The 18,098-nt window shown below is 71.4% G+C and carries 15 protein-coding genes and 1 pseudogene; 11 read left to right on the top strand and 5 right to left on the bottom strand.

Features of this window, described 5'->3' with window-relative positions; all coding sequences use genetic code 11:
- Nucleotides 1-42: 42 nt before the first annotated feature.
- The 4 genes from ACWFR4_RS28435 (at nucleotide 43) to ilvD (ending at nucleotide 4,704) form a co-directional block, all read left to right on the top strand.
- Nucleotides 43-975 carry a Ppx/GppA phosphatase family protein gene (locus ACWFR4_RS28435; protein WP_453458855.1) on the top strand — a complete coding sequence of 311 codons (933 nt, stop codon included), beginning with the start codon at nucleotides 43-45 and terminating at the stop codon, nucleotides 973-975.
- 183 nt (nucleotides 976-1,158) lie between these two features.
- Entirely contained in the window at nucleotides 1,159-1,983 is an 825-nt protein-coding gene (locus tag ACWFR4_RS28430) for a sugar phosphate isomerase/epimerase family protein (RefSeq protein ID WP_453458857.1), read from the top strand.
- On the top strand, nucleotides 1,980-2,612 hold the full coding sequence (locus ACWFR4_RS28425; protein WP_453458860.1) for a TetR/AcrR family transcriptional regulator: 633 nt from the start codon (nucleotides 1,980-1,982) through the stop codon (nucleotides 2,610-2,612). Before ACWFR4_RS28430 ends, ACWFR4_RS28425 begins: the two co-directional genes overlap by 4 nt.
- A gap of 238 nt (nucleotides 2,613-2,850) precedes the next feature.
- A complete protein-coding gene (gene ilvD / locus ACWFR4_RS28420) occupies nucleotides 2,851-4,704 on the top strand; it encodes a dihydroxy-acid dehydratase (protein ID WP_453655182.1) in 1,854 nt (617 codons plus the stop codon).
- 231 nt (nucleotides 4,705-4,935) lie between these two features.
- Here the strand turns inward: ilvD and ACWFR4_RS28415 are convergent, their stop codons facing one another.
- Nucleotides 4,936-7,245 carry a protein kinase domain-containing protein gene (locus ACWFR4_RS28415; RefSeq protein WP_453655377.1) on the bottom strand — a complete coding sequence of 770 codons (2,310 nt, stop codon included), beginning with the start codon at nucleotides 7,243-7,245 and terminating at the stop codon, nucleotides 4,936-4,938.
- Between the two features lie 163 nt (nucleotides 7,246-7,408).
- Here ACWFR4_RS28415 and ACWFR4_RS28410 point away from each other — a divergent pair, with 163 nt between their 5' ends.
- Entirely contained in the window at nucleotides 7,409-7,747 is a 339-nt protein-coding gene (locus ACWFR4_RS28410) for a peptidase (RefSeq protein ID WP_453467535.1), read from the top strand.
- 86 nt (nucleotides 7,748-7,833) lie between these two features.
- Here ACWFR4_RS28410 and ACWFR4_RS28405 read toward each other — a convergent pair whose 3' ends face one another.
- A complete protein-coding gene (locus ACWFR4_RS28405; protein WP_453467537.1) occupies nucleotides 7,834-8,532 on the bottom strand; it encodes an alpha/beta fold hydrolase in 699 nt (232 codons plus the stop codon).
- Nucleotides 8,533-8,672: 140 nt separating this feature from the next.
- Here ACWFR4_RS28405 and ACWFR4_RS28400 point away from each other — a divergent pair, with 140 nt between their 5' ends.
- Together ACWFR4_RS28400 and ACWFR4_RS28395 are read left to right on the top strand one after the other, a co-directional pair.
- Nucleotides 8,673-9,200: an EamA/RhaT family transporter gene (locus ACWFR4_RS28400; protein WP_453467539.1), complete on the top strand. Its 528-nt coding sequence runs from the start codon at nucleotides 8,673-8,675 to the stop codon at nucleotides 9,198-9,200.
- A gap of 172 nt (nucleotides 9,201-9,372) precedes the next feature.
- A complete protein-coding gene (locus ACWFR4_RS28395; RefSeq protein ID WP_453655180.1) occupies nucleotides 9,373-10,146 on the top strand; it encodes a class I SAM-dependent methyltransferase in 774 nt (257 codons plus the stop codon).
- 68 nt (nucleotides 10,147-10,214) lie between these two features.
- Here the strand turns inward: ACWFR4_RS28395 and ACWFR4_RS28390 are convergent.
- Nucleotides 10,215-11,376 (bottom strand): annotated as a pseudogene (locus ACWFR4_RS28390) (SulP family inorganic anion transporter).
- A gap of 267 nt (nucleotides 11,377-11,643) precedes the next feature.
- On the opposite strand from ACWFR4_RS28390, the gene ACWFR4_RS28385 reads away from it, so the two are divergent.
- From ACWFR4_RS28385 to proC, 3 genes are all read left to right on the top strand, one after another.
- A complete protein-coding gene (locus ACWFR4_RS28385) occupies nucleotides 11,644-12,498 on the top strand; it encodes an ABC transporter ATP-binding protein (protein ID WP_453467543.1) in 855 nt (284 codons plus the stop codon).
- A complete protein-coding gene (locus ACWFR4_RS28380) occupies nucleotides 12,495-13,232 on the top strand; it encodes an ABC transporter permease (RefSeq protein WP_453467545.1) in 738 nt (245 codons plus the stop codon). Before ACWFR4_RS28385 ends, ACWFR4_RS28380 begins: the two co-directional genes overlap by 4 nt.
- Before the next feature lie 71 nt (nucleotides 13,233-13,303).
- Complete coding sequence (gene proC / locus ACWFR4_RS28375; RefSeq protein ID WP_453467547.1) at nucleotides 13,304-14,116, top strand: pyrroline-5-carboxylate reductase; 813 nt, start codon at nucleotides 13,304-13,306, stop codon at nucleotides 14,114-14,116.
- 692 nt (nucleotides 14,117-14,808) lie between these two features.
- On the opposite strand, the gene ACWFR4_RS28370 is transcribed toward proC, so the two are convergent.
- On the bottom strand, nucleotides 14,809-15,411 hold the full coding sequence (locus ACWFR4_RS28370) for a cysteine hydrolase family protein (protein ID WP_453655178.1): 603 nt from the start codon (nucleotides 15,409-15,411) through the stop codon (nucleotides 14,809-14,811).
- Nucleotides 15,412-15,485: 74 nt separating this feature from the next.
- On the opposite strand from ACWFR4_RS28370, the gene ACWFR4_RS28365 reads away from it, so the two are divergent.
- Nucleotides 15,486-16,514 (top strand): GlxA family transcriptional regulator, encoded by a 1,029-nt coding sequence (locus ACWFR4_RS28365; RefSeq protein WP_453467552.1) that lies wholly within the window; start codon nucleotides 15,486-15,488, stop codon nucleotides 16,512-16,514.
- Nucleotides 16,515-16,580: 66 nt separating this feature from the next.
- On the opposite strand, the gene trpS is transcribed toward ACWFR4_RS28365, so the two are convergent.
- Nucleotides 16,581-17,579 carry a tryptophan--tRNA ligase gene (trpS, locus tag ACWFR4_RS28360; protein WP_453655176.1) on the bottom strand — a complete coding sequence of 333 codons (999 nt, stop codon included), beginning with the start codon at nucleotides 17,577-17,579 and terminating at the stop codon, nucleotides 16,581-16,583.
- Nucleotides 17,580-18,098: the final 519 nt, after the last annotated feature.

Raw genomic sequence — 18,098 nt, 5'->3', positions numbered from 1 at the left:
TCGGGGACTGACGCCCGGGCCACGCGCAGTAGCGTTCCGTATATGAGACTCGGTGTCCTCGACGTGGGTTCGAACACGGTGCACTTGCTTGTGGTGGACGCGCACCCGGGCGCGCGCCCGCTGCCCGCGCACTCGCACAAGGCGGAGCTGCGGCTCGCGCAACTCCTCGACGACCGCGGCGCCATCAGCCCCGACGGCGTGGCCCGGCTGACCGCCACCGTGCGGGACGCCCTGGAGGCGGCCGAGGACAAGGGCGTCGAGGACCTCGTGCCCTTCGCCACCTCGGCGGTACGCGAGGCCAGCAACGCCGACGAGGTACTCGCGCGGGTCAAGGAGGACACCGGCGTCGAGCTGCGCGTCCTCGCCGGCGAGGAGGAGGCCCGGCTCACCTTCCTCGCGGCCCGTCGCTGGTTCGGCTGGTCGGCCGGGAAGCTGCTCGTCCTGGACATCGGCGGCGGCTCCCTCGAGATCGCGTACGGCATCGACGAGGAGCCCGACGCCGCGGTGTCGCTGCCCCTCGGGGCGGGGCGCCTGACGGCGGGCTGGCTGCCGGGCGACCCGCCGGACCCCGCGGACATCAAGGCGCTGCGCAGGCACGTGCGGGCGCAGATCGCGCGCTCGGTCGGCGAGTTCACGCGCTTCGGCAAGCCCGATCACGTCGTGGCCACGTCAAAGACGTTCAAGCAGCTCGCGCGTCTGGCCGGAGCGGCCCGCTCCACCGAGGGGCTGTACGTCCAGCGGGAGCTGAAGCGCAAGTCCTTGGAGGACTGGGTGCCGCGCCTGGCCTCGATGACGGAGGCGGAGCGCGCCGAGCTCCCCGGGGTCTCGGACGGCCGCGCGGGCCAGCTGCTCGCCGGCGCGCTGGTGGCCGAGGGGGCCATGGACCTGTTCGGGGTGGAGACCCTGGAGGTCTGCCCCTGGGCGCTCCGGGAGGGCGTGATCCTCAGGCGGCTCGACCACATGCCGACGGTCTGACGGGACGTACCGCAGCCGGAGGCCGAGCCGCGATCACTGGCACCCGGGCGGAGGCTCCCGTCACCGCCCGGGTCCGCCCGCCCGGGCCCACCCGGCACGGCGCCGCCGTACTGAGGCGCACCCCACAGCACCCGCGGGCCGACCATCTCCCCGGGGCTCAGCCGGGGCCCGTACTCTGTCTGCGTGGCAGAACCAGTGGTGCGCATCCCGGATGCGAAGGTCGCCCTGTCGACGGCCTCGGTCTATCCGGAGTCGACGGCGACGGCCTTCGAGATCGCGGCACGCCTGGGCTACGACGGCGTCGAGGTCATGGTCTGGACCGACCCCGTCAGCCAGGACATCGAGGCCCTGCGCCGGCTCGCCGACTACCACCAGGTCCCGATCCTCGCCGTGCACGCGCCCTGTCTGCTGATCACCCAGCGCGTCTGGTCCACGGACCCGTGGACCAAGCTCCAGCGCGCGAAGTCGGCGGCCGAGAAGCTGGGCGCGTCCACGGTCGTCGTCCACCCGCCCTTCCGCTGGCAGCGCCAGTACGCGCGCGACTTCGTCGACGGCATCTGGCGCATGGCCGACGAGACGGACGTCCGCTTCGCTGTCGAGAACATGTACCCCTGGCGCTACCGCGACCGCGAGATGCTCGCGTACGCCCCCGACTGGGACGTCACCAAGGACGACTACCGGCACTTCACGATCGACCTCAGCCACACCGCGACGGCCCGTACCGACGCGATGTCGATGATCGACCGCATGGGCGACCGCCTCGGCCACGTCCACCTCGCGGACGGCAGGGGATCGGCGAAGGACGAGCACCTGGTGCCCGGCCGCGGTACGCAGCCCTGCTCCGAGCTCCTGGAGCGCCTCGCCCTGACCGGCTTCGACGGGCACGTCGTGATCGAGGTCAACACCCGCCGCGCCATGTCCAGCGCCGAACGTGAGGCCGACCTCGCCGAGGCCCTCGCCTTCACCCGCCTCCACCTCGCGTCGGCGGTCCGGGTCCCCCGCTCATGACCGACCCGGAGGTCCCGCCCGTACGCCGCAGGGGGCGGCCTTCCCGTACACAGACGGAGGCGGCCGGCCCCGCGACCCGCGACCGCATCCTGGAGGCCGCCCGCGCGGAGTTCTCCGAGCGCGGCTACGAGAAGACGTCGGTACGCGGCATCGCCAAGGCGGCGGGCGTGGACGCGGCGCTGGTGCACCACTACTTCGGTACGAAGGAGCAGGTCTTCGAGGCGTCCATCGAGGTCGCCTTCGCCCCCGCTCTGGACGCACCGGCCGCGATCGAGGACGGCCCGCTGGACGGCGTCGGCGAGCGCCTCACCCGCTTCATCTTCTCCGTGTGGGAGAACCCGGCGACCCGCGCCCCGCTCCTCGCGATCGTCCGCTCGGCCGTGAACAACGAGACCGCGGCGGCCGTCTTCCGGCGCCTGGTCGCCGTACAGCTGCTGCGGAAGATCGCCAGGCAGCTGGACCTGCCGCCCGAGGAGGCCGAGCTCAGGGCGGAGCTGGCGGCGGCGCAGCTCGTGGGGATCGCGATGCTGCGTTACGTGATCAAGGTGGAACCGCTGGCGTCGGCGGACATGGAGCGGATCGTCGAGCGGGTGGCACCGGTGGTGCAGGGGCATCTGACGGGGGAGTGACGCACGCCCCACCTGGCATGCCCACCCGAACCGTCGCGAGACCCGGCCGCCGGGCGCCCGGACGGGACGCGAGGGCCGGGGTACCCGGACGGGACGCCACGGTCGGGGGCACGTACAGCGAGACACGCGTCCCGTATTCCGGACACCCTGTCCGGATCTTGGATCGGCGGCGTACGCTCGATAGCAGCCCTATCTGCCGCACGGGCCCCTGAACGGGCCCTTGAAGGAGCGAGCGACGATGCCCGAGCTGAGGTCCCGCACAGTCACCCACGGACGCAACATGGCGGGCGCACGCGCCCTTATGCGCGCCTCCGGGGTACCCGGTGCGGACATCGGCCGGAAGCCGATCATCGCCGTGGCCAACTCGTTCACCGAGTTCGTGCCCGGCCACACCCACCTCCAGCCGGTCGGCCGCATCGTCTCCGACGCGATCACGGCGGCGGGCGGCATCGCGCGTGAGTTCAACACGATCGCCGTCGACGACGGCATCGCGATGGGCCACGGCGGCATGCTCTACTCGCTCCCCTCCCGCGACCTGATCGCGGACAGCGTCGAGTACATGGTCGAGGCGCACTGCGCCGACGCCCTGATCTGCATCTCGAACTGCGACAAGATCACCCCCGGCATGCTGATGGCGGCCCTGCGCCTGAACATCCCGACGGTCTTCGTCTCCGGCGGCCCGATGGAGTCCGGCCGCGCCACCCTGGTCGACGGCACCGTCCGCACGCTCGACCTGGTCGACGCGATCTCCGACGCCGTGAACGACAAGATCTCGGACGAGGACATCCTCCGTATCGAGGAGAACGCCTGCCCGACCTGCGGCTCCTGTTCCGGCATGTTCACGGCCAACTCGATGAACTGTCTGACGGAGGCCATCGGCCTCTCCCTCCCCGGCAACGGCACGGTCCTCGCGACGCACACGGCCCGCAAGGCGCTGTACGAGAACGCGGCCCGCACCGTCATGGACGTCACGCGCCGGTACTACGAGCAGGACGACGAGTCGGTCCTGCCGCGCAACGTCGCCACCTTCGCCGCCTTCCAGAACGCCATGGCCCTCGACATCGCCATGGGCGGCTCCACCAACACGATCCTGCACCTGCTGGCCGCCGCGCAGGAGGCGGGCGTCGCCTTCGGTCTGGACGAGATCAACGAGGTCTCGCGCCGCGTGCCGTGCCTCGCCAAGGTCGCGCCGAACGTGGCGAAGGACCGCACGTACTACATGGAGGACGTGCACCGCGCCGGCGGCATCCCCGCCCTGCTGGGCGAGCTGTACCGTGCCGGCCTCCTGAACGAGGACGTCCACTCCGTCCACAGCCCGTCGCTCTCCGACTGGATGAAGACGTGGGACGTGCGCGCGGGCTCCCCGTCCGCGGAGGCCGTCGAGATGTGGCACGCGGCCCCCGGCTGCGTCCGCTCGGCGGAGGCGTTCTCCCAGTCGGAGCGCTGGGAGGCCCTCGACCTGGACGCCGAGAACGGCTGCATCCGGTCCGCCGAACACGCGTACTCGAAGGACGGCGGCCTCGCGGTCCTCAGGGGCAACCTGGCGGTCGACGGCTGCGTCGTGAAGACGGCGGGCGTCGACGAGTCGATCTGGACGTTCGAGGGTCCGGCGGTCGTCTGCGAATCGCAGGAGGACGCCGTCGACAAGATCCTCAAGAAGGAGATCACGCACGGCGACGTCGTGGTCATCCGCTACGAGGGCCCCAAGGGCGGCCCAGGCATGCAGGAGATGCTCTACCCGACGTCGTTCCTCAAGGGCCGCGGCCTCGGCAAGACCTGCGCCCTGGTCACGGACGGCCGCTTCTCCGGCGGCACGTCGGGCCTGTCCATCGGCCACGCCTCGCCCGAGGCGGCGTCCGGCGGCACGATCGCCCTCGTCCAGGACGGTGACCGCATCCGCATCGACATCCCGAACCGCTCGATCGAACTCCTCGTCTCCGACGACGAGCTGGCCACCCGCCGCACCGCCCTGAACGGCGTCTACGCCCCGGTCGCCCGGGACCGCAAGGTCTCGGCCGCCCTGCGCGCGTACGCCGCGATGGCAACGAGCGCGGACAAGGGCGCGGTGCGGGACGTCTCGAAGCTGGGCTGAGGACCGGCCGGCTGCCTCCGGCTGAACCGGTGGCCTGACCATGGCTCTGGGTCTGACCTCGACTCCGGCTCTGGTTCTGCCTGAGGCGTGAGCCCGCCCGGCGGCGAATTCGCTGCCGGGCGGGCTCATGTCTGTACGAGGACGGCGTCAGGTATGCGTGTTGTCTCGGCCGAGGTCATCAGGGCCCGGTCCGGCCGAGGGCGGCGGCGGCAGGGCCCGTACGGGCCCACATCACCAGCGCCCAGGCTCCCGCCCGTCCACCCCGAACACACTTCCGTCGGGCGCGCTCCCGTAGACGCGACCTCCCTCACCCGCGACGGGCGCGGGCAACTCCCCGACGACCCGCCCGGGTTCACTCCCCAGCCGGGGACGCGTCTGGCCGAGGGGCTTGCCGGTGCGGATGTCGGTGGCGAGCAGGCGGCCGTCGGGGGCGGTGAGGTAGAGCGTCCGGTCCGATACGACGGGCCGCGAAGGGCGACTGACCGAGGTCTCCAGGCGCCAACTGACCGCGTTCTGCGGGCTCGCGGCCGTGGTGTCGACGGCGACGAGCGAGCCGCCGGCCCCGTACACGTAGGCGATGCCGCCGCTCTCGGTGGCCTCGGCCTGGTCCGCGGGCGTGGTCAGCGGGAAACGGTGTGCGCTCCGGTCGGCGGTGTCGAGCCGTACGACGGCGTCCACCAAGAGGTCCGTGTCGGTGGACAGCAGGTACACGGCGCCGTCCGACGCGCCGAACGGGCTGAGGCTGCCCGCAGCCTCGGCGGTCCACTTCACGGCGCCCCCGTGGGTATCGATCGCGCTGACCGACGTGGTGCCTCCGTCGGCGGACGCCGTCACGGCGAAGAATTCGCCGTCGCCGCCCGGTCCGGCGATCCACTGGGTGCCGAGGCCTCCGACGTGCTTCGTCCACCGCGGCTCGCCGGTCGCGCTGTTCAGGGCGCGCACGGTTCCGCCCGATCCGATCAGCAGCGTCGTGTCCGCGCCGTGCTCCACGGCCTCGTACGCGGACGCGTCGACGGCCCAACGCTCCTCGCCCGTACGCGGATCCAGAGCCCTGATCCGGCCGTCGTCGACCAGGTGCAGCAGCCCTCCGGACAGCGTGGGCGCAGCCGGAGTGGCCCGCTGTGCGGCCGTGCCGGAGCTGTGCCGCTCCCCGGGCGCGGCCGAGGCCCACACGACGTGGCCGTTCAGAGGGTCGAGGCGCGTTGTCCTGCCGCCGCCGCTGACGCAGTAGAGGGCACCAGGCCCGGAGGCACACGCCGGGGCGGTGTCGCTCGCGCCGCCGAGGTTCTTGTGCCAGGGCTTGAAGGAGCCGGCTTGTTGTCGCACGGCCGTTCCGCCGGGGCCGGTCGCGTTACCGTCTTCCCCCGTGTGCAGCGCGATGCCTGCGCCGACGGCCGCCAGCGCGAGTACGGCTCCTGCCGTCAGCGCCCAGCTGCGACGGTGCCGCGGTGGCTCGGGCCTGGCTCTTTCGCTTGGCCGGGGGCGGGTGGGCTGGTCCGCCCGGGACGCGGGGGAGTCCAGGCCGGCGGGTGCGGGTGCGGGTGCGGGTGCGGGTGCGGGCCGGTCCTGGCGGCGGATCCGCCGGGTCCACTGGGTGCTCTGCTCGCGTCCGTCGTCCGCGTCCGGCTGCCCGTCCGGGTCCCGCTGCCCGCTCGGGCGCCGCTGGGCGGGTATGAACGCACCGGCCCCGGAACCGGCCGCCCCCGCCCCGGCCGTGTAAGGCTGCCGGAGCGCCTCCATGATCTCGCCCGGCAGGGGCCGCTCCCCGGGTTCCTTCGCGAGGCAACGCCTGATCAACGGCGCGAGGTCCTCGGGCGCCCCGGCCAGGTCTGGCTCGTTGTGGACGACTTGGTAGGCGACGATGTACGGGCTGTTCGAGTCGAAAGGTCCACGCCCTGTCGCCGCGTGGGCCAGCACGGCGCCCATGGCGAACACATCTGCGGCGGGCCCCACTTCACGCGGCCGCTGGAACTGCTCGGGCGCCATGAAGGGCGGCGAGCCGATCAACTTGCCCGTCTCGGTCCGCAGATCACTGTCCGTCGGGCGGGAGATGCCGAAGTCGATGACTTTCGGGCCGTCGGCGGCGAGCAGGACGTTGCTCGGCTTGAGGTCACGGTGCACGACGCCGACGCGATGGATGTCGCGCAGCGCCTCTGCGAGCCCCGCACCCAGCCTGCGTACGTCGTCGGGAGCCAGCGCGCCATTCCGCTTCACCCGCTCGGCGAGCGTGTCGCCAGGGATGAACAGCGTGGCCATCCAGGGCAGTTCAGCATTCGGATCCGCGTCGACCACCGGCGCGGTGAAGGCACCGCTGACCCTTCGCGCGGCATTGACCTCCTGCCGGAAACGGGCCCGGAACTCGGGATCCGCCGCGTACTCGGCATGTACGACCTTGATGGCCAGGCGCAGCCCCGAAGCGGACGTCGCCAGGTGCACCACACCCATGCCGCCCGCGCCGAGGCATGACTCAAGACGGTACTGCCCGGCGTACTCAGGATGTTCCGCTTCCCGGCCCGGCCCGGTGCTGCGCAGCGGCGGCATCGCCCACCCCCGTGTCTGTGTCCGCAAGCGCGACGCACGGAGCCTAGTCGATGGTGCGTGCGATGTCGGAGGGGCTTGCTAGCCTGCGCGGGTCGCACGACACGTACGCATCTGCATGGATGTCAGAAACAGACGTCAGAGTGATCAACGGGGGAGAAACAGCATGGCTGTTGAGGACGGTGCGGGAACGATTGAGGGCATCGCGGCGGATGAGGCCGGGGGGTCGGCGGAGGAGCTGAGCGCCGACGCGCTCGCCATCCGCTACCCGGTCGCCCCCGGAGTCCGCCTGAAGGTACGCAGCGGACCGGGCACCCACTACCAGCTGGTCAAGGTCCTGCCGCTGGGCGCCCGCGTACCGATCAACTGCCAGAAGCCGGGCGAGACCATCAGCGGCACGTACGGCACGACGAACCTCTGGGACAACATCGCGAACGGCCAGTACGTCTCCGACGCGTACGTGAAGACCGGCAACGACGGTTATGTGGCTCCGCGCTGCGCGTAGCGGATGGCGGGGGCCGGTTGCGCAGTCCGACCTGCGCGACCGGCCCGTCACTTCACCGCCGGCCCGGGGCCGCCCTTACCCCGCCCTCACCCCCCGGCCTCCTCAAGAAGAATCCGCGTCAGCTCCTCCGGCCGGGAGAACATCGGCCAGTGCCCCGTGTCCATCTCCCGCAGCCGCCAGTTCTCGCCGCGCAGAAGCTCGGCCACGTCGTCCGTCGGCTCGGGCCCGTCGAGCAGGCACTTGATGTACGTCGCCGCAAGCTCGCCCGGCGGGCGGGACAGCACGGCCGGCTCCGACAGGGACGCCCCCGGGTGCGGTGTGGCCCCGCCTACGATCCGCGCGACCTGCGCGTCGTCGAGCCCCTGCCCCTCGCACTCGGGAGCAGTCAGCGGCGGCCAGTAACCATCGTTCGCCGCGAGTACGGCCTCCAGCGCCGCCGGCCCCTGCCACCACCCGGACACGAACGACTCCCCGTCCGCCGGAACATTCGAGTCGACGAACACCACGCGCTTCAGCCGGTCACCGATCCGCTCGGCGGCCTGGCCGACCGGGATGCCCGAGTAGCTGTGTCCGACCAGGACGACATCGCGCAGTCCGAGGCGCTCCACCTCGTCGACGATGTCCTGGACATGGGTCTTCTGCCCGGCCGGAAGGCCCTGCTTGTCGGCGACCCCGGAGAGCGTCACGGCGTGCGCGCCATGCCCGGCCGCGCGCAGCTCCGGCACCACGTCGTCCCACGCCCACGCCCCGAGCCACGCGCCTGCGACTAGTACGTATTCCGTCATGCGTGCAATGTAGGGGAGGGGTCCGACAATGCCCTGGACCCGCCTGCCGCCACCCAAGCCGCAAGCAGGCCTCACCCCAGCCTCACCCCAGTCCCACCTCCGCCCCCGGAGACGCCGGGGGCGCCCGCCATAATCGACACGTGAGCGACGAATCCGGCACCCCCCGCCCCGCCCCCGAGCCCCCGGAAGCAGCCGGCGGCATCCCCGCGGGCCCCCAGCCCGAGGAGATCCGTTTCTTTGGCAGGACCTGGGTCGAGCACGACGGCGGCTACATCTGGCGCCGCGTCGCGGTCGCCGCGGGCGCGCTCGTCGGCGCGGCGGCCGGCTGCTTCGTGCTGCGCTTCGCGTACGAGGGCCTGGCCATCGCCGATGTCGGTTCCTTCGTGAACGTACTAGTGGTCCTGATGTTCGCGATCTGCAGCGCCCTTGCCTTCCGCCGCACGTGGGACGGCTTCTCCAAGCGTCCGGACCCCGAGGCGCAGGCGTCCCTGCGCGGCTTCATGTCGATCGGCTTCGTCGGCGTACTGCTCGCCTACTGCCTGCGCTGCTTCTCCGAGGCCCCGGGCGAGAAGCTCCGCAGGCAGGAGTACGCGACCGCCCGCGAACAGTACGAACGCCGCAGCACGCGCCGCACCGGCAACCCGTCGAAGAAGAAGCGCAAGGGCTGACGCCCACGGGTTCACGGGTCTACTAGCTCACGGGCTCAAGGGCTTACGGGCTCAAGGGCCCACGGGCATGCGAGCCGTACGGGCCCACGGCCCACAGGCGCGCGCACCCGCCACCGCCCGAGCCACACATTACGTACTGACGAGAGTCCCCCGCACAGGACAGGATGGCGGCATGCCCACCGTCTCGCGCGCCCACTCGTTCAACGCCGCGGCCGCCCAGTACGCCGCGAACCGCCCGTCCTACCCACCCGCCCTCCTGGACGCCGTCGAGGACGCCGCCGGACGGCCCCTCGCCGGCGCCCGCGTGGCCGACGTAGGCGCGGGAACCGGCATCTCGACCGCCCTCCTGCACGCGCGCGGCGCCCACGTGGTCGCCGTCGAGCCGGGCGAGGGCATGGCGGTCGAATTCCGCCGGGCGCTGCCCGGCGTACCGATCGTGCGGGGCGACGGCAACGCCCTCCCCTTCGCCGACGCCTCCCTGGACCTCCTCACCTACGCCCAGTCGCGGCACTGGACCGAGCCGGCCCGCTCGGCCCCCGACGCGATGCGAGTCCTGCGCCCGGGCGGCGCGCTCGCGCTGTGGTGGAACACCGTTGCCCTCGACGTCCCGTGGATCGCCGCGCAGCACGAACGCATCGCGCGCCACGTAGGCGTGGAGACGGGGGCCAGGCAGCGCCCCGACGAGGCCCGCGCCACCGAACTGTCGGGCCTTACGGACCTGCCGGGACGCGGTGAGGTCGCCCTTCGACATGTGCGCTGGAGCCGGCTTGTCCCGCTGGACACGCACCTCGCCAACATCGGCAGCCACTCGGCGTTCCTCGTCCTCGAAGAGGGCGACGCGCAGGCCTTCCTCACCGAGGAGCGCGCCCGGGTCAGTGAGCTCTTTCCGGACGGCACGGTGGAGGAGACCTACGTGGTCGAACTCCTGGTAACCACCCGCACCTGACCCACAGCCACTACGACACCGGCGGCCGCCCACGCCGCCTCACGAATGCGGCGGCCGCCCGCACAACCTCACGACACCGTCGTCAACATCCGCCCCGCCACCCACCCCTCCAACGCCGTGGCGCACGCGTGATCAAGATGCCTCAGCCCACTCAGCCCACTCAGCTCCAGCCGCACGTCCCGGTCGGCAGGCAACGCCTCCAGAGCGTCGAGCAGCTTCGGCAGCCGCAGAAACGTGGCATTCCGGCCACCCGTACGACCAGACCCGCAGCCCGCCGACTCTCGATGCTCACGCCACAGCGGCACCAACTCCCGCACCGGCACCAGCTTGCAGCCCGCGTGCACCAGGAGCCCCGCGAGCGCCGCCAGCGGAATCAGCCCCAGCGCGGCGGGCAGCGCGGCCGCGAGCAGCAGCCACACCCCGTGAAGGATCCGCGACGTCTTGGTCCGCGCCCCGGCCCGTACATTGGCCGCGCTCCGCACGATCACGTCGGTCATGGGCAGCGCCCCGAGCACCCCGCACACCGTGTTCCCGGCGCCCTGGGCGATCAGGTCCTTGTCGTAGTCCGTCCGCGGTCCGCCGTGCAACCGGTCGACGGCCGTCGCGCTGAACATGGACGCCGCGGACGCGATGAGCGCGAACGCGGGGACGGTGCCGACGACTCCGGCCTGCGTCAGCAGCCCCGCACTCGCCGACGAGGGCAGCTGCACCGCGTCGAACAGTCCGCGCACCTCCACCCTGCGCACCGGTAACCCGAACGCCCGGTCACCGCAGCCGCCGGCCACCAGCGAGGCCATAGCACCAGTACGACGACGGTCCCGACGCCGACCGCGAGCGCGACAGGATCCGACGCACCGGGCAGCGCCGCGAGCCCGAGCACCTTGCCACCCCGCTCGCGGGCACGGACGCGGCGTCCCCGATCGCGTACACCTGACCTGCGACGAGTACGAGGCCGATCCCCGCGAGCATCCCCTGCACGACGGCGACGGACACGGCCCGGAACCACCGCCCGAGTCGCAGCACCCCCGGCCCGATCTGCAGGAGTCCGGCAGCCGCCACCAGGACGCCGAGCGCGACGGGGGCGTGGGTGTGCACGGCCTCGCAGACGAGGACGGTCAGCCCGGCCACGGGCCCGCTGACCTGCAGGCTGCTGCCGGGCAGCGCTCCGGCGACGAGTCCGCCGACACACAAGGGGAGCGCGACAAGAAAGACGACGAGGGACGCGCCCAGATCGGCACTGGAGAAGCCACGGGGGAGGCAACGGGCGGGGGCAGGGGTGGGTGGGCGCCCGCAGCGGGGGAGGCCCCGGCACTGAAATCCATTGGCACGTAAGGGAGTTGATGACAGACCGAGCTGCGGTTACATCCCGATGTCCTCGAGAGCGCGGAGGCGCCCGCCCCCGGAGGCCCCGCTTCCGATCGCTCCCACGAGCACCGGCGCCGCCAAAGCGCCCCCTGGCGCTTGACGGCCCGGCCCCACCCGAGGAATATTCATCACATGATGAATATCTCCGAAGGGTCATCCTCCCCGGAGCCCTCTCCCCCTCCCTCTCCCTCTGCTGGGCCCTCCTCCCCGCCCGCCTCTTCGTCGGAACCACCGGCGGCCGCCGTCCGCGCCACGGACCTCACGGTCGTCCGAGGCCCCCGCCCCGTCCTGCACGCCCTGGACTTCACCGTCCCCCGAGGTCAGATCACCGGCCTCCTCGGCCCCTCGGGCTGCGGCAAGTCCACGCTCATGCGCGCGATCGTCGGAACCCAGGCCAAGGTCACCGGCACGCTCACCGTCCTCGGCCACCCGGCGGGCTCCGCCGAACTCCGCTCCCGCATCGGATACGTCACCCAAGCCCCCTCCGTATACGCAGACCTGACAGTCCGCCAAAACTTGGACTACTTCTCGGCAGTACTCCAGCCGGGCCGCGCCGCCGCCTCCCACCGCCGGGACGACGTCGCCCGCGTCATCACCGAAGTGGACCTCACCTCCCACGCCGACGCCCTCGCCGGCAACCTCTCGGGCGGCCAGCTCAGCCGGGTCTCCCTCGCCGTCGCCCTCCTCGGCACCCCCGAACTCCTCGTCCTCGACGAACCCACCGTCGGCCTCGACCCCGTCCTGCGCCGCGATCTGTGGAACCTCTTCCACTCCATCGCCGCCGAGCGCGGCGCCACGCTCCTCGTCTCCTCTCACGTCATGGACGAGGCCGAGCGCTGCCACCGCCTCCTCCTCATGCGCGAAGGCGAGATCCTCGCCGACGACAGCCCAGACGCCCTACGAGCCCGCACCGGCGCCGCGACCGTCGAAGACGCCTTCCTCCACCTCGTCGACCAGGCCAACACCCTCCAGCGGAGCCCCCGATGAACGCAGCCCGCACCCTCGCCACCGCAGCCCGAGTCCTGCGCCAGCTCCGCCACGACCCGCGCTCCATCGCCCTGATGCTGCTCGTCCCGTGCGTGATGCTCTTCCTGCTCCGCTACGTTTTCGACGGCAGCCCCGGCACCTTCGACTCCATCGGCGCCTCCCTCCTCGGCATCTTCCCGCTCATCACGATGTTCCTGGTCACGTCCATCGCCACCCTGCGCGAACGCACCTCGGGCACCCTCGAACGCCTCCTCGCCATGCCCCTCGGCAAGGGCGACCTCATTGCCGGTTATGCCCTCGCCTTCGGCGCCCTCGCGGTCGTCCAGTCCGCACTGGCGACGGCCCTCGCCCTGTGGGGCCTCGGCCTCGACGTCACCGGCTCCGCCTGGCTGCTGCTCCTGGTCGCCCTCCTCGACGCCCTGCTCGGCACCGCCCTCGGCCTCTTCGTCTCCGCCTTCGCGGCCTCCGAGTTCCAGGCCGTCCAGTTCATGCCGGCGGTGATCTTTCCCCAGCTGCTCCTGTGCGGCCTGTTCATCTCGCGCGACAAGATGCAGCCCGTCCTCGAAGGAATCTCCAACGTCCTCCCCATGTCGTACGCCGTCGACGGCATGAACGAAGTCCTCCGCCACACCGACCTCACGGCCGACTTCATCCGCGACGCGGCCGTCGTCGCCGGCTGCGCCGTCCTGGTCCTGGCCCTCGGCGCCGCAACGCTCCGCCGCCGTACGGCCTGAGCGCCGCCGATGCGAGGATGACCCCGACGGACGCAACCGCACCGAACCTCGCGCCCCGAAGGGTGGCCTCCATGCCCCAGCAGCACGTCGCAGTCCTCGGCACCGGAAAGATCGGCGAGGCCCTGCTCAGCGGAATGATCCGAGCGGGCTGGGCCCCTGCCAACCTCCTGGTCACGGCCCGCCGCCCGGAACGCGCCGAAGAGCTCCGCACCCGCCACGGCGTCACCCCCGTCACCAACGCGGAAGCCGCCAAGCGGGCCGACACCCTGATCCTCACGGTCAAGCCCCAGGACATGGGCGCCCTCCTCACCGAACTCGCCCCGCACCTCCCCGCCGACCGCCTGGTCATCAGCGGCGCGGCGGGCATCCCCACCACCTTCCTCGAGGAGCGCCTCCCCGAAGGCACCCCCGTCGTGCGCGTCATGACGAACACGCCCGCCCTCGTCGACGAGGCGATGTCCGTCATCTCCGCCGGCTCCCACGCCACGGCCGCCCACCTCGCCCACGCCGAGGAGATCTTCGGCGCCGTCGGCAAGACGCTCCGCGTCCCCGAGTCCCAGCAGGACGCCTGCACCGCTCTGTCCGGCTCGGGCCCGGCGTACTTCTTCTACCTGGTCGAGGCCATGACCGACGCGGGAATCCTGCTCGGCCTGCCCCGCGACAAGGCCCACGAGCTGATCGTCCAGTCCGCGATCGGCGCCGCCACGATGCTCCGCGACAGCGGCGAACACCCCGTCAAGCTCCGCGAAAACGTCACCTCCCCCGCCGGCACCACCATCAACGCCATCCGCGAACTCGAAAGCCACGGAGTCCGCGCCGCCCTCATCGCCGCTCTGGAAGCCGCCCGAGACCGCAGCCGCGAACTGGCCTCCGGCAACAACTGACCCACCGACGTACGCCCCCGGACCCATGCCCCCCGGACCCATGCCCCCACGGACCCATGCCCCCACGGACGTACGCCCTACAGGCCTCAACACGCACGTGGCTGATTTCTCACCCGGGCGACGCTCGGCCTGGCCACCCTGGCCTGGGGCGATGCGAGGCCTGGCTACCCAGGCCGGGTTGCCCCGGCCTGGCCATCTCCGGTGACCGGCTGATCCTGGCCCTTGCTGAAGTTCGGCCCGTCCTGCCTCGACGCGACTTGCCCGGAACCGGGGGCTGGCCCGACGTGGCGGCGAGCTTCACCTCGCCCGGGCCGACCCCACCGCATCCCGGCCCGGGCAGGGCCGGGATGCGGTGGGCCGCAGCGGCTCGCCGCACCTGGCTGCCGATCTGGCCGCCCCGCCACTGCAGCGCCCTACCGTCTCCCTCGGGCCGCAGACCACTCGCCCGCGCGAGCCAGGTCCTGCGAGGGCGACCCACCCCCGCGCCGCGACGACCCGCACCGACCTGGACGCGGCAGCTCACCCCGCAGGGCGGCCGATCCGGTCATCCCGGCACCCCACGAACACGCGGCACGGTGATGCCGCACCGGCGCCCGACGGATCACACCCGAGGTAGACGCTGCCGCCCCCGCCACCTGGCTGCCCCGCGCCCGCCCGCACGCGTGCCGGCAACACCGAACCAGTGCCGACCGTCACCCGCGAAGCGCCCCCGCCTCCGCCGCAGCCACAACCTCCGCCGTCGTGACCACCCGGGCGAAGCCGCCCCCGTGCAGTGACACCGCTGAGGCCTGGGCCAGCTCCTCCGCTGTGCGGCGCCAGCCGAACGGGCCCTCCAGGTCGAAGGTGTGCGTCGCGTCCAATGCGAACAGCACCTCGTACCCCAGATTCCCGCCCATGCGTGCTGTCGTCTCCGCGCACATGTTGGTCTGGATCCCGGCCACCACGAACTGCGCGATGCCGGCCGCCCTGAGCCACGCGTCCAGGTCCGGCGTCCCGTAGAACGCCGAGTTCACGGACTTCGTCACCAGGAGCTCCTCTCCGTCCCCCTTCCCACGCCGCTCCTCCACGTACTCCTTGAAGCCGTTCCCGGCATACCCCGGCCGCAATGGTGACTGAGGCTTCGGCGAGTCATGCCGCACGAAGACGACCGGTCGCCCCGTCGACTGCCACGCGTCGATCAGCGACGCGATGTTCTCGTCAGCCCCAGGGTTGTTCCGCGGTCCCCAGAACCCCTCCTCCTCGAACCCCTTCTGCACGTCCACCACGATCAGCGCTGTGTTCTCTGCGATCTCCATGCCCACGATGCTGCCGCCGGGAGCGCGCCTGCCCCAGAGGCGCAAAAGACAGCGATCGATGGTTTACTGCCACCGTGCCGTACCCAGACCCGCACGCAGACCCGCACACACTGCCGCGCCCCACTCAGCGCATCGCCCTCCTCGCCTTCCCCGGCATCCGGGCTTTCGACGTCTCGGTCATCACCGAGGTCTGGGGCACCGACCGCACCGACCGCGGCGTCCCCGCCTTCGACCTCCGGCGCATCGCCGAAGACCCGACACCCGTCCCCATGCGGGGCGGACTCACGCTCACCCCGGATCGCACCCTCACCTGGCTGACACGCCTCACGCCGGCCACCGACCTGCTCGTCGTCCCCGGCCTCGACGACCACCTCACCCCCGCGCCCGAACCGGTCCTCGAGTCCCTGCGCCGCGCCCACGCCCGCGGCGTCACCATCGCGGCGCTGTGCGGAGGCGCCTTCACACTCGCCCAAGCCGGCCTACTGGACGGCCGCCGCGCGATCACCCACTGGAACCTCGTCGACCTGCTCCGCGCCCATCACCCCCTCGTCACCGTCGAACCCGACGCCCTCTTCATCGAGGACGACAACATCTGGACCGCCGCCGGCACGGCCGCCGGCATCGATCTCTGCCTGCACCTCGTCCGCAGGACCCACGGCGCGGAGACCGCCGCCACCATCGCCCGCTCGATGGTCACGGCCCCCTTCCGCACAGGAACGCAGGCCCAGTTCATCGAGCACCCCACGCCACGAGCCAACCGCGACGCCGACGCCCTCACCTCCGTACGCGCATACGCACTCCAGCACCTCCACGAACCGCTCACCGTCGCCGGCCTCGCCGCCCGCGCCGGCATGTCCCCGCGCTCCTTCGCCCGTCACTTCACCGCAGCCACTGGCACCACTCCTCTGCGCTGGCTCCTGGACCAGCGCATGGCGGCAGCGCAGAAGCTGCTCGAACGCACCGACCTCTCCATGCCCGAGGTCGCACGCCGCGCGGGCTTCGGCAGCGAGGTCACGATGCGCCAGCACTTCGCATCGCGCCTCGCCACCAGCCCACGCTCCTACCGGGCCTCCTTCGCCCAGCGGCCCTTCACTCCCTCCTAGGAATGCCTCTCCTAGAAACGCCCATCCAGGAACGTGCCGCCAATAGGCACGCTCAGATTGGGACGCTCAGATAGGGGGAAGCAGCCCGATCGCCCGATAGGCGGCGTCCACGGTCGGCTTCGCCATCTCCCTCGCCCGCTCAGCTCCCCGCCGCAGCACCTCCTCTACATACGCGGGATCCGCAACCAGTTCCTTGTGCCTCTTCTGCAGTGGCGTAAGAAACTCCACCACGGCCTCCGCGGTCGCCCTCTTCAGCGCGCCATACGACTCATGTACACCGCTCAAGCCTTCCGGGTTCCCACCCTCACAAGCGGCCAGAATCTCCAACAGATTCGACACCCCGGGCTTGGCCTCGCGGTCGTACTCGACCTCCGTGCCGCTGTCCGTGACCGCCCGCAGGATCTTCTTCCGCACGACGTCCGGCTCGTCGAGGAGATAGACGATCCCGGCCCCGCTGTCATGCGACTTCCCCATCTTGGAAGTCGGGTCCTGGAGGTCCATGACTCGCGCCGCGACAGCGGGCGGCGTCGCCCGCGGCACCACGAAGGTGTGCCCATACCGCTGGTTGAACCGCACCGCCAGATCCCGGGATAGCTCGACGTGCTGCGTTTGGTCATCGCCCACAGGAACCTCGTCCGCCCCGTAAGCGAGGATGTCCGCCGCCATCAGCACGGGGTACGTCAGGAGCGACAGCCGTAGACTCCCGCCCCGCTCCCGCTCGCGCGCGGATTTCTCCTTGTACTGGATCATCCGCCGCATCTCGCCGTCCGTGGCGACGCACTCGAGGAGATACGACAGCCGGGCGTGCTCGTCCACATGACTCTGTACGAACACGGTGCACACCTCGGGATCGAGCCCCGAGGCAAGCAACAACGTCGCTGCCTGCTTACTGAGTCGCCGCACCCGCCCAGGATCGTGGTCCACGGTCAACGCGTGCAGATCGACGACGCTGAACAGAGCGTCAGCCCTGTACTGATCGACTTCAGCCCACTGACGTACGGCGCCCAGATAGTTCCCCAGCGTCAGATGCCCGGTCGGCTTGACCCCGCTGAAGATTCGCGTCATTACTCCACCTCCTGGTCAGGACCGCAGCGGCCCGGCTGCCGGGCTCCGTGGTCTCCAGGAGGGAGATACAAGAACGGCCGCCGAGGCGGCGGCCGTTGGGTGCATGCTTCTGCCGGCCGCCGTCAGGCGGCCCACCACTGCTGGGTGTGCGCATGCGTAGTCACGAGCCCAAGAGTAGACCTCACAGGCGTGAAGTTGACACTCCTGGGCCCGGTACGTAGTGTTCTCCGAGTTGCCCGACGTGAGCTCCGGTCCCTGACCGGTCCCCGGGTGGCCATTCCGCAAGAACCATTCAACGATCGATGTCGCCTCTCTCTGAGATGCGCCACGGCTCGTTTTCATGCGTCTTTGCGAAATGAGGAATCCGCGTTCGAAAGGACGCCCCCGATTAGCTCGGGAGCCAGGACTCCGCTAAAGTCTCACTCGTCGGAACGGCCCAACAGCCGCGAAGACAAGCCCCACTGACTGGGAGTCAGGCCCGAAAGGATCTGATAGAGTCGGAACCGCCGGAAAGGGAAA

The organism is Streptomyces sp. NPDC055140 (genome assembly GCF_053607285.1).
This window is presented reverse-complemented; position numbering and strand designations above follow the sequence as displayed.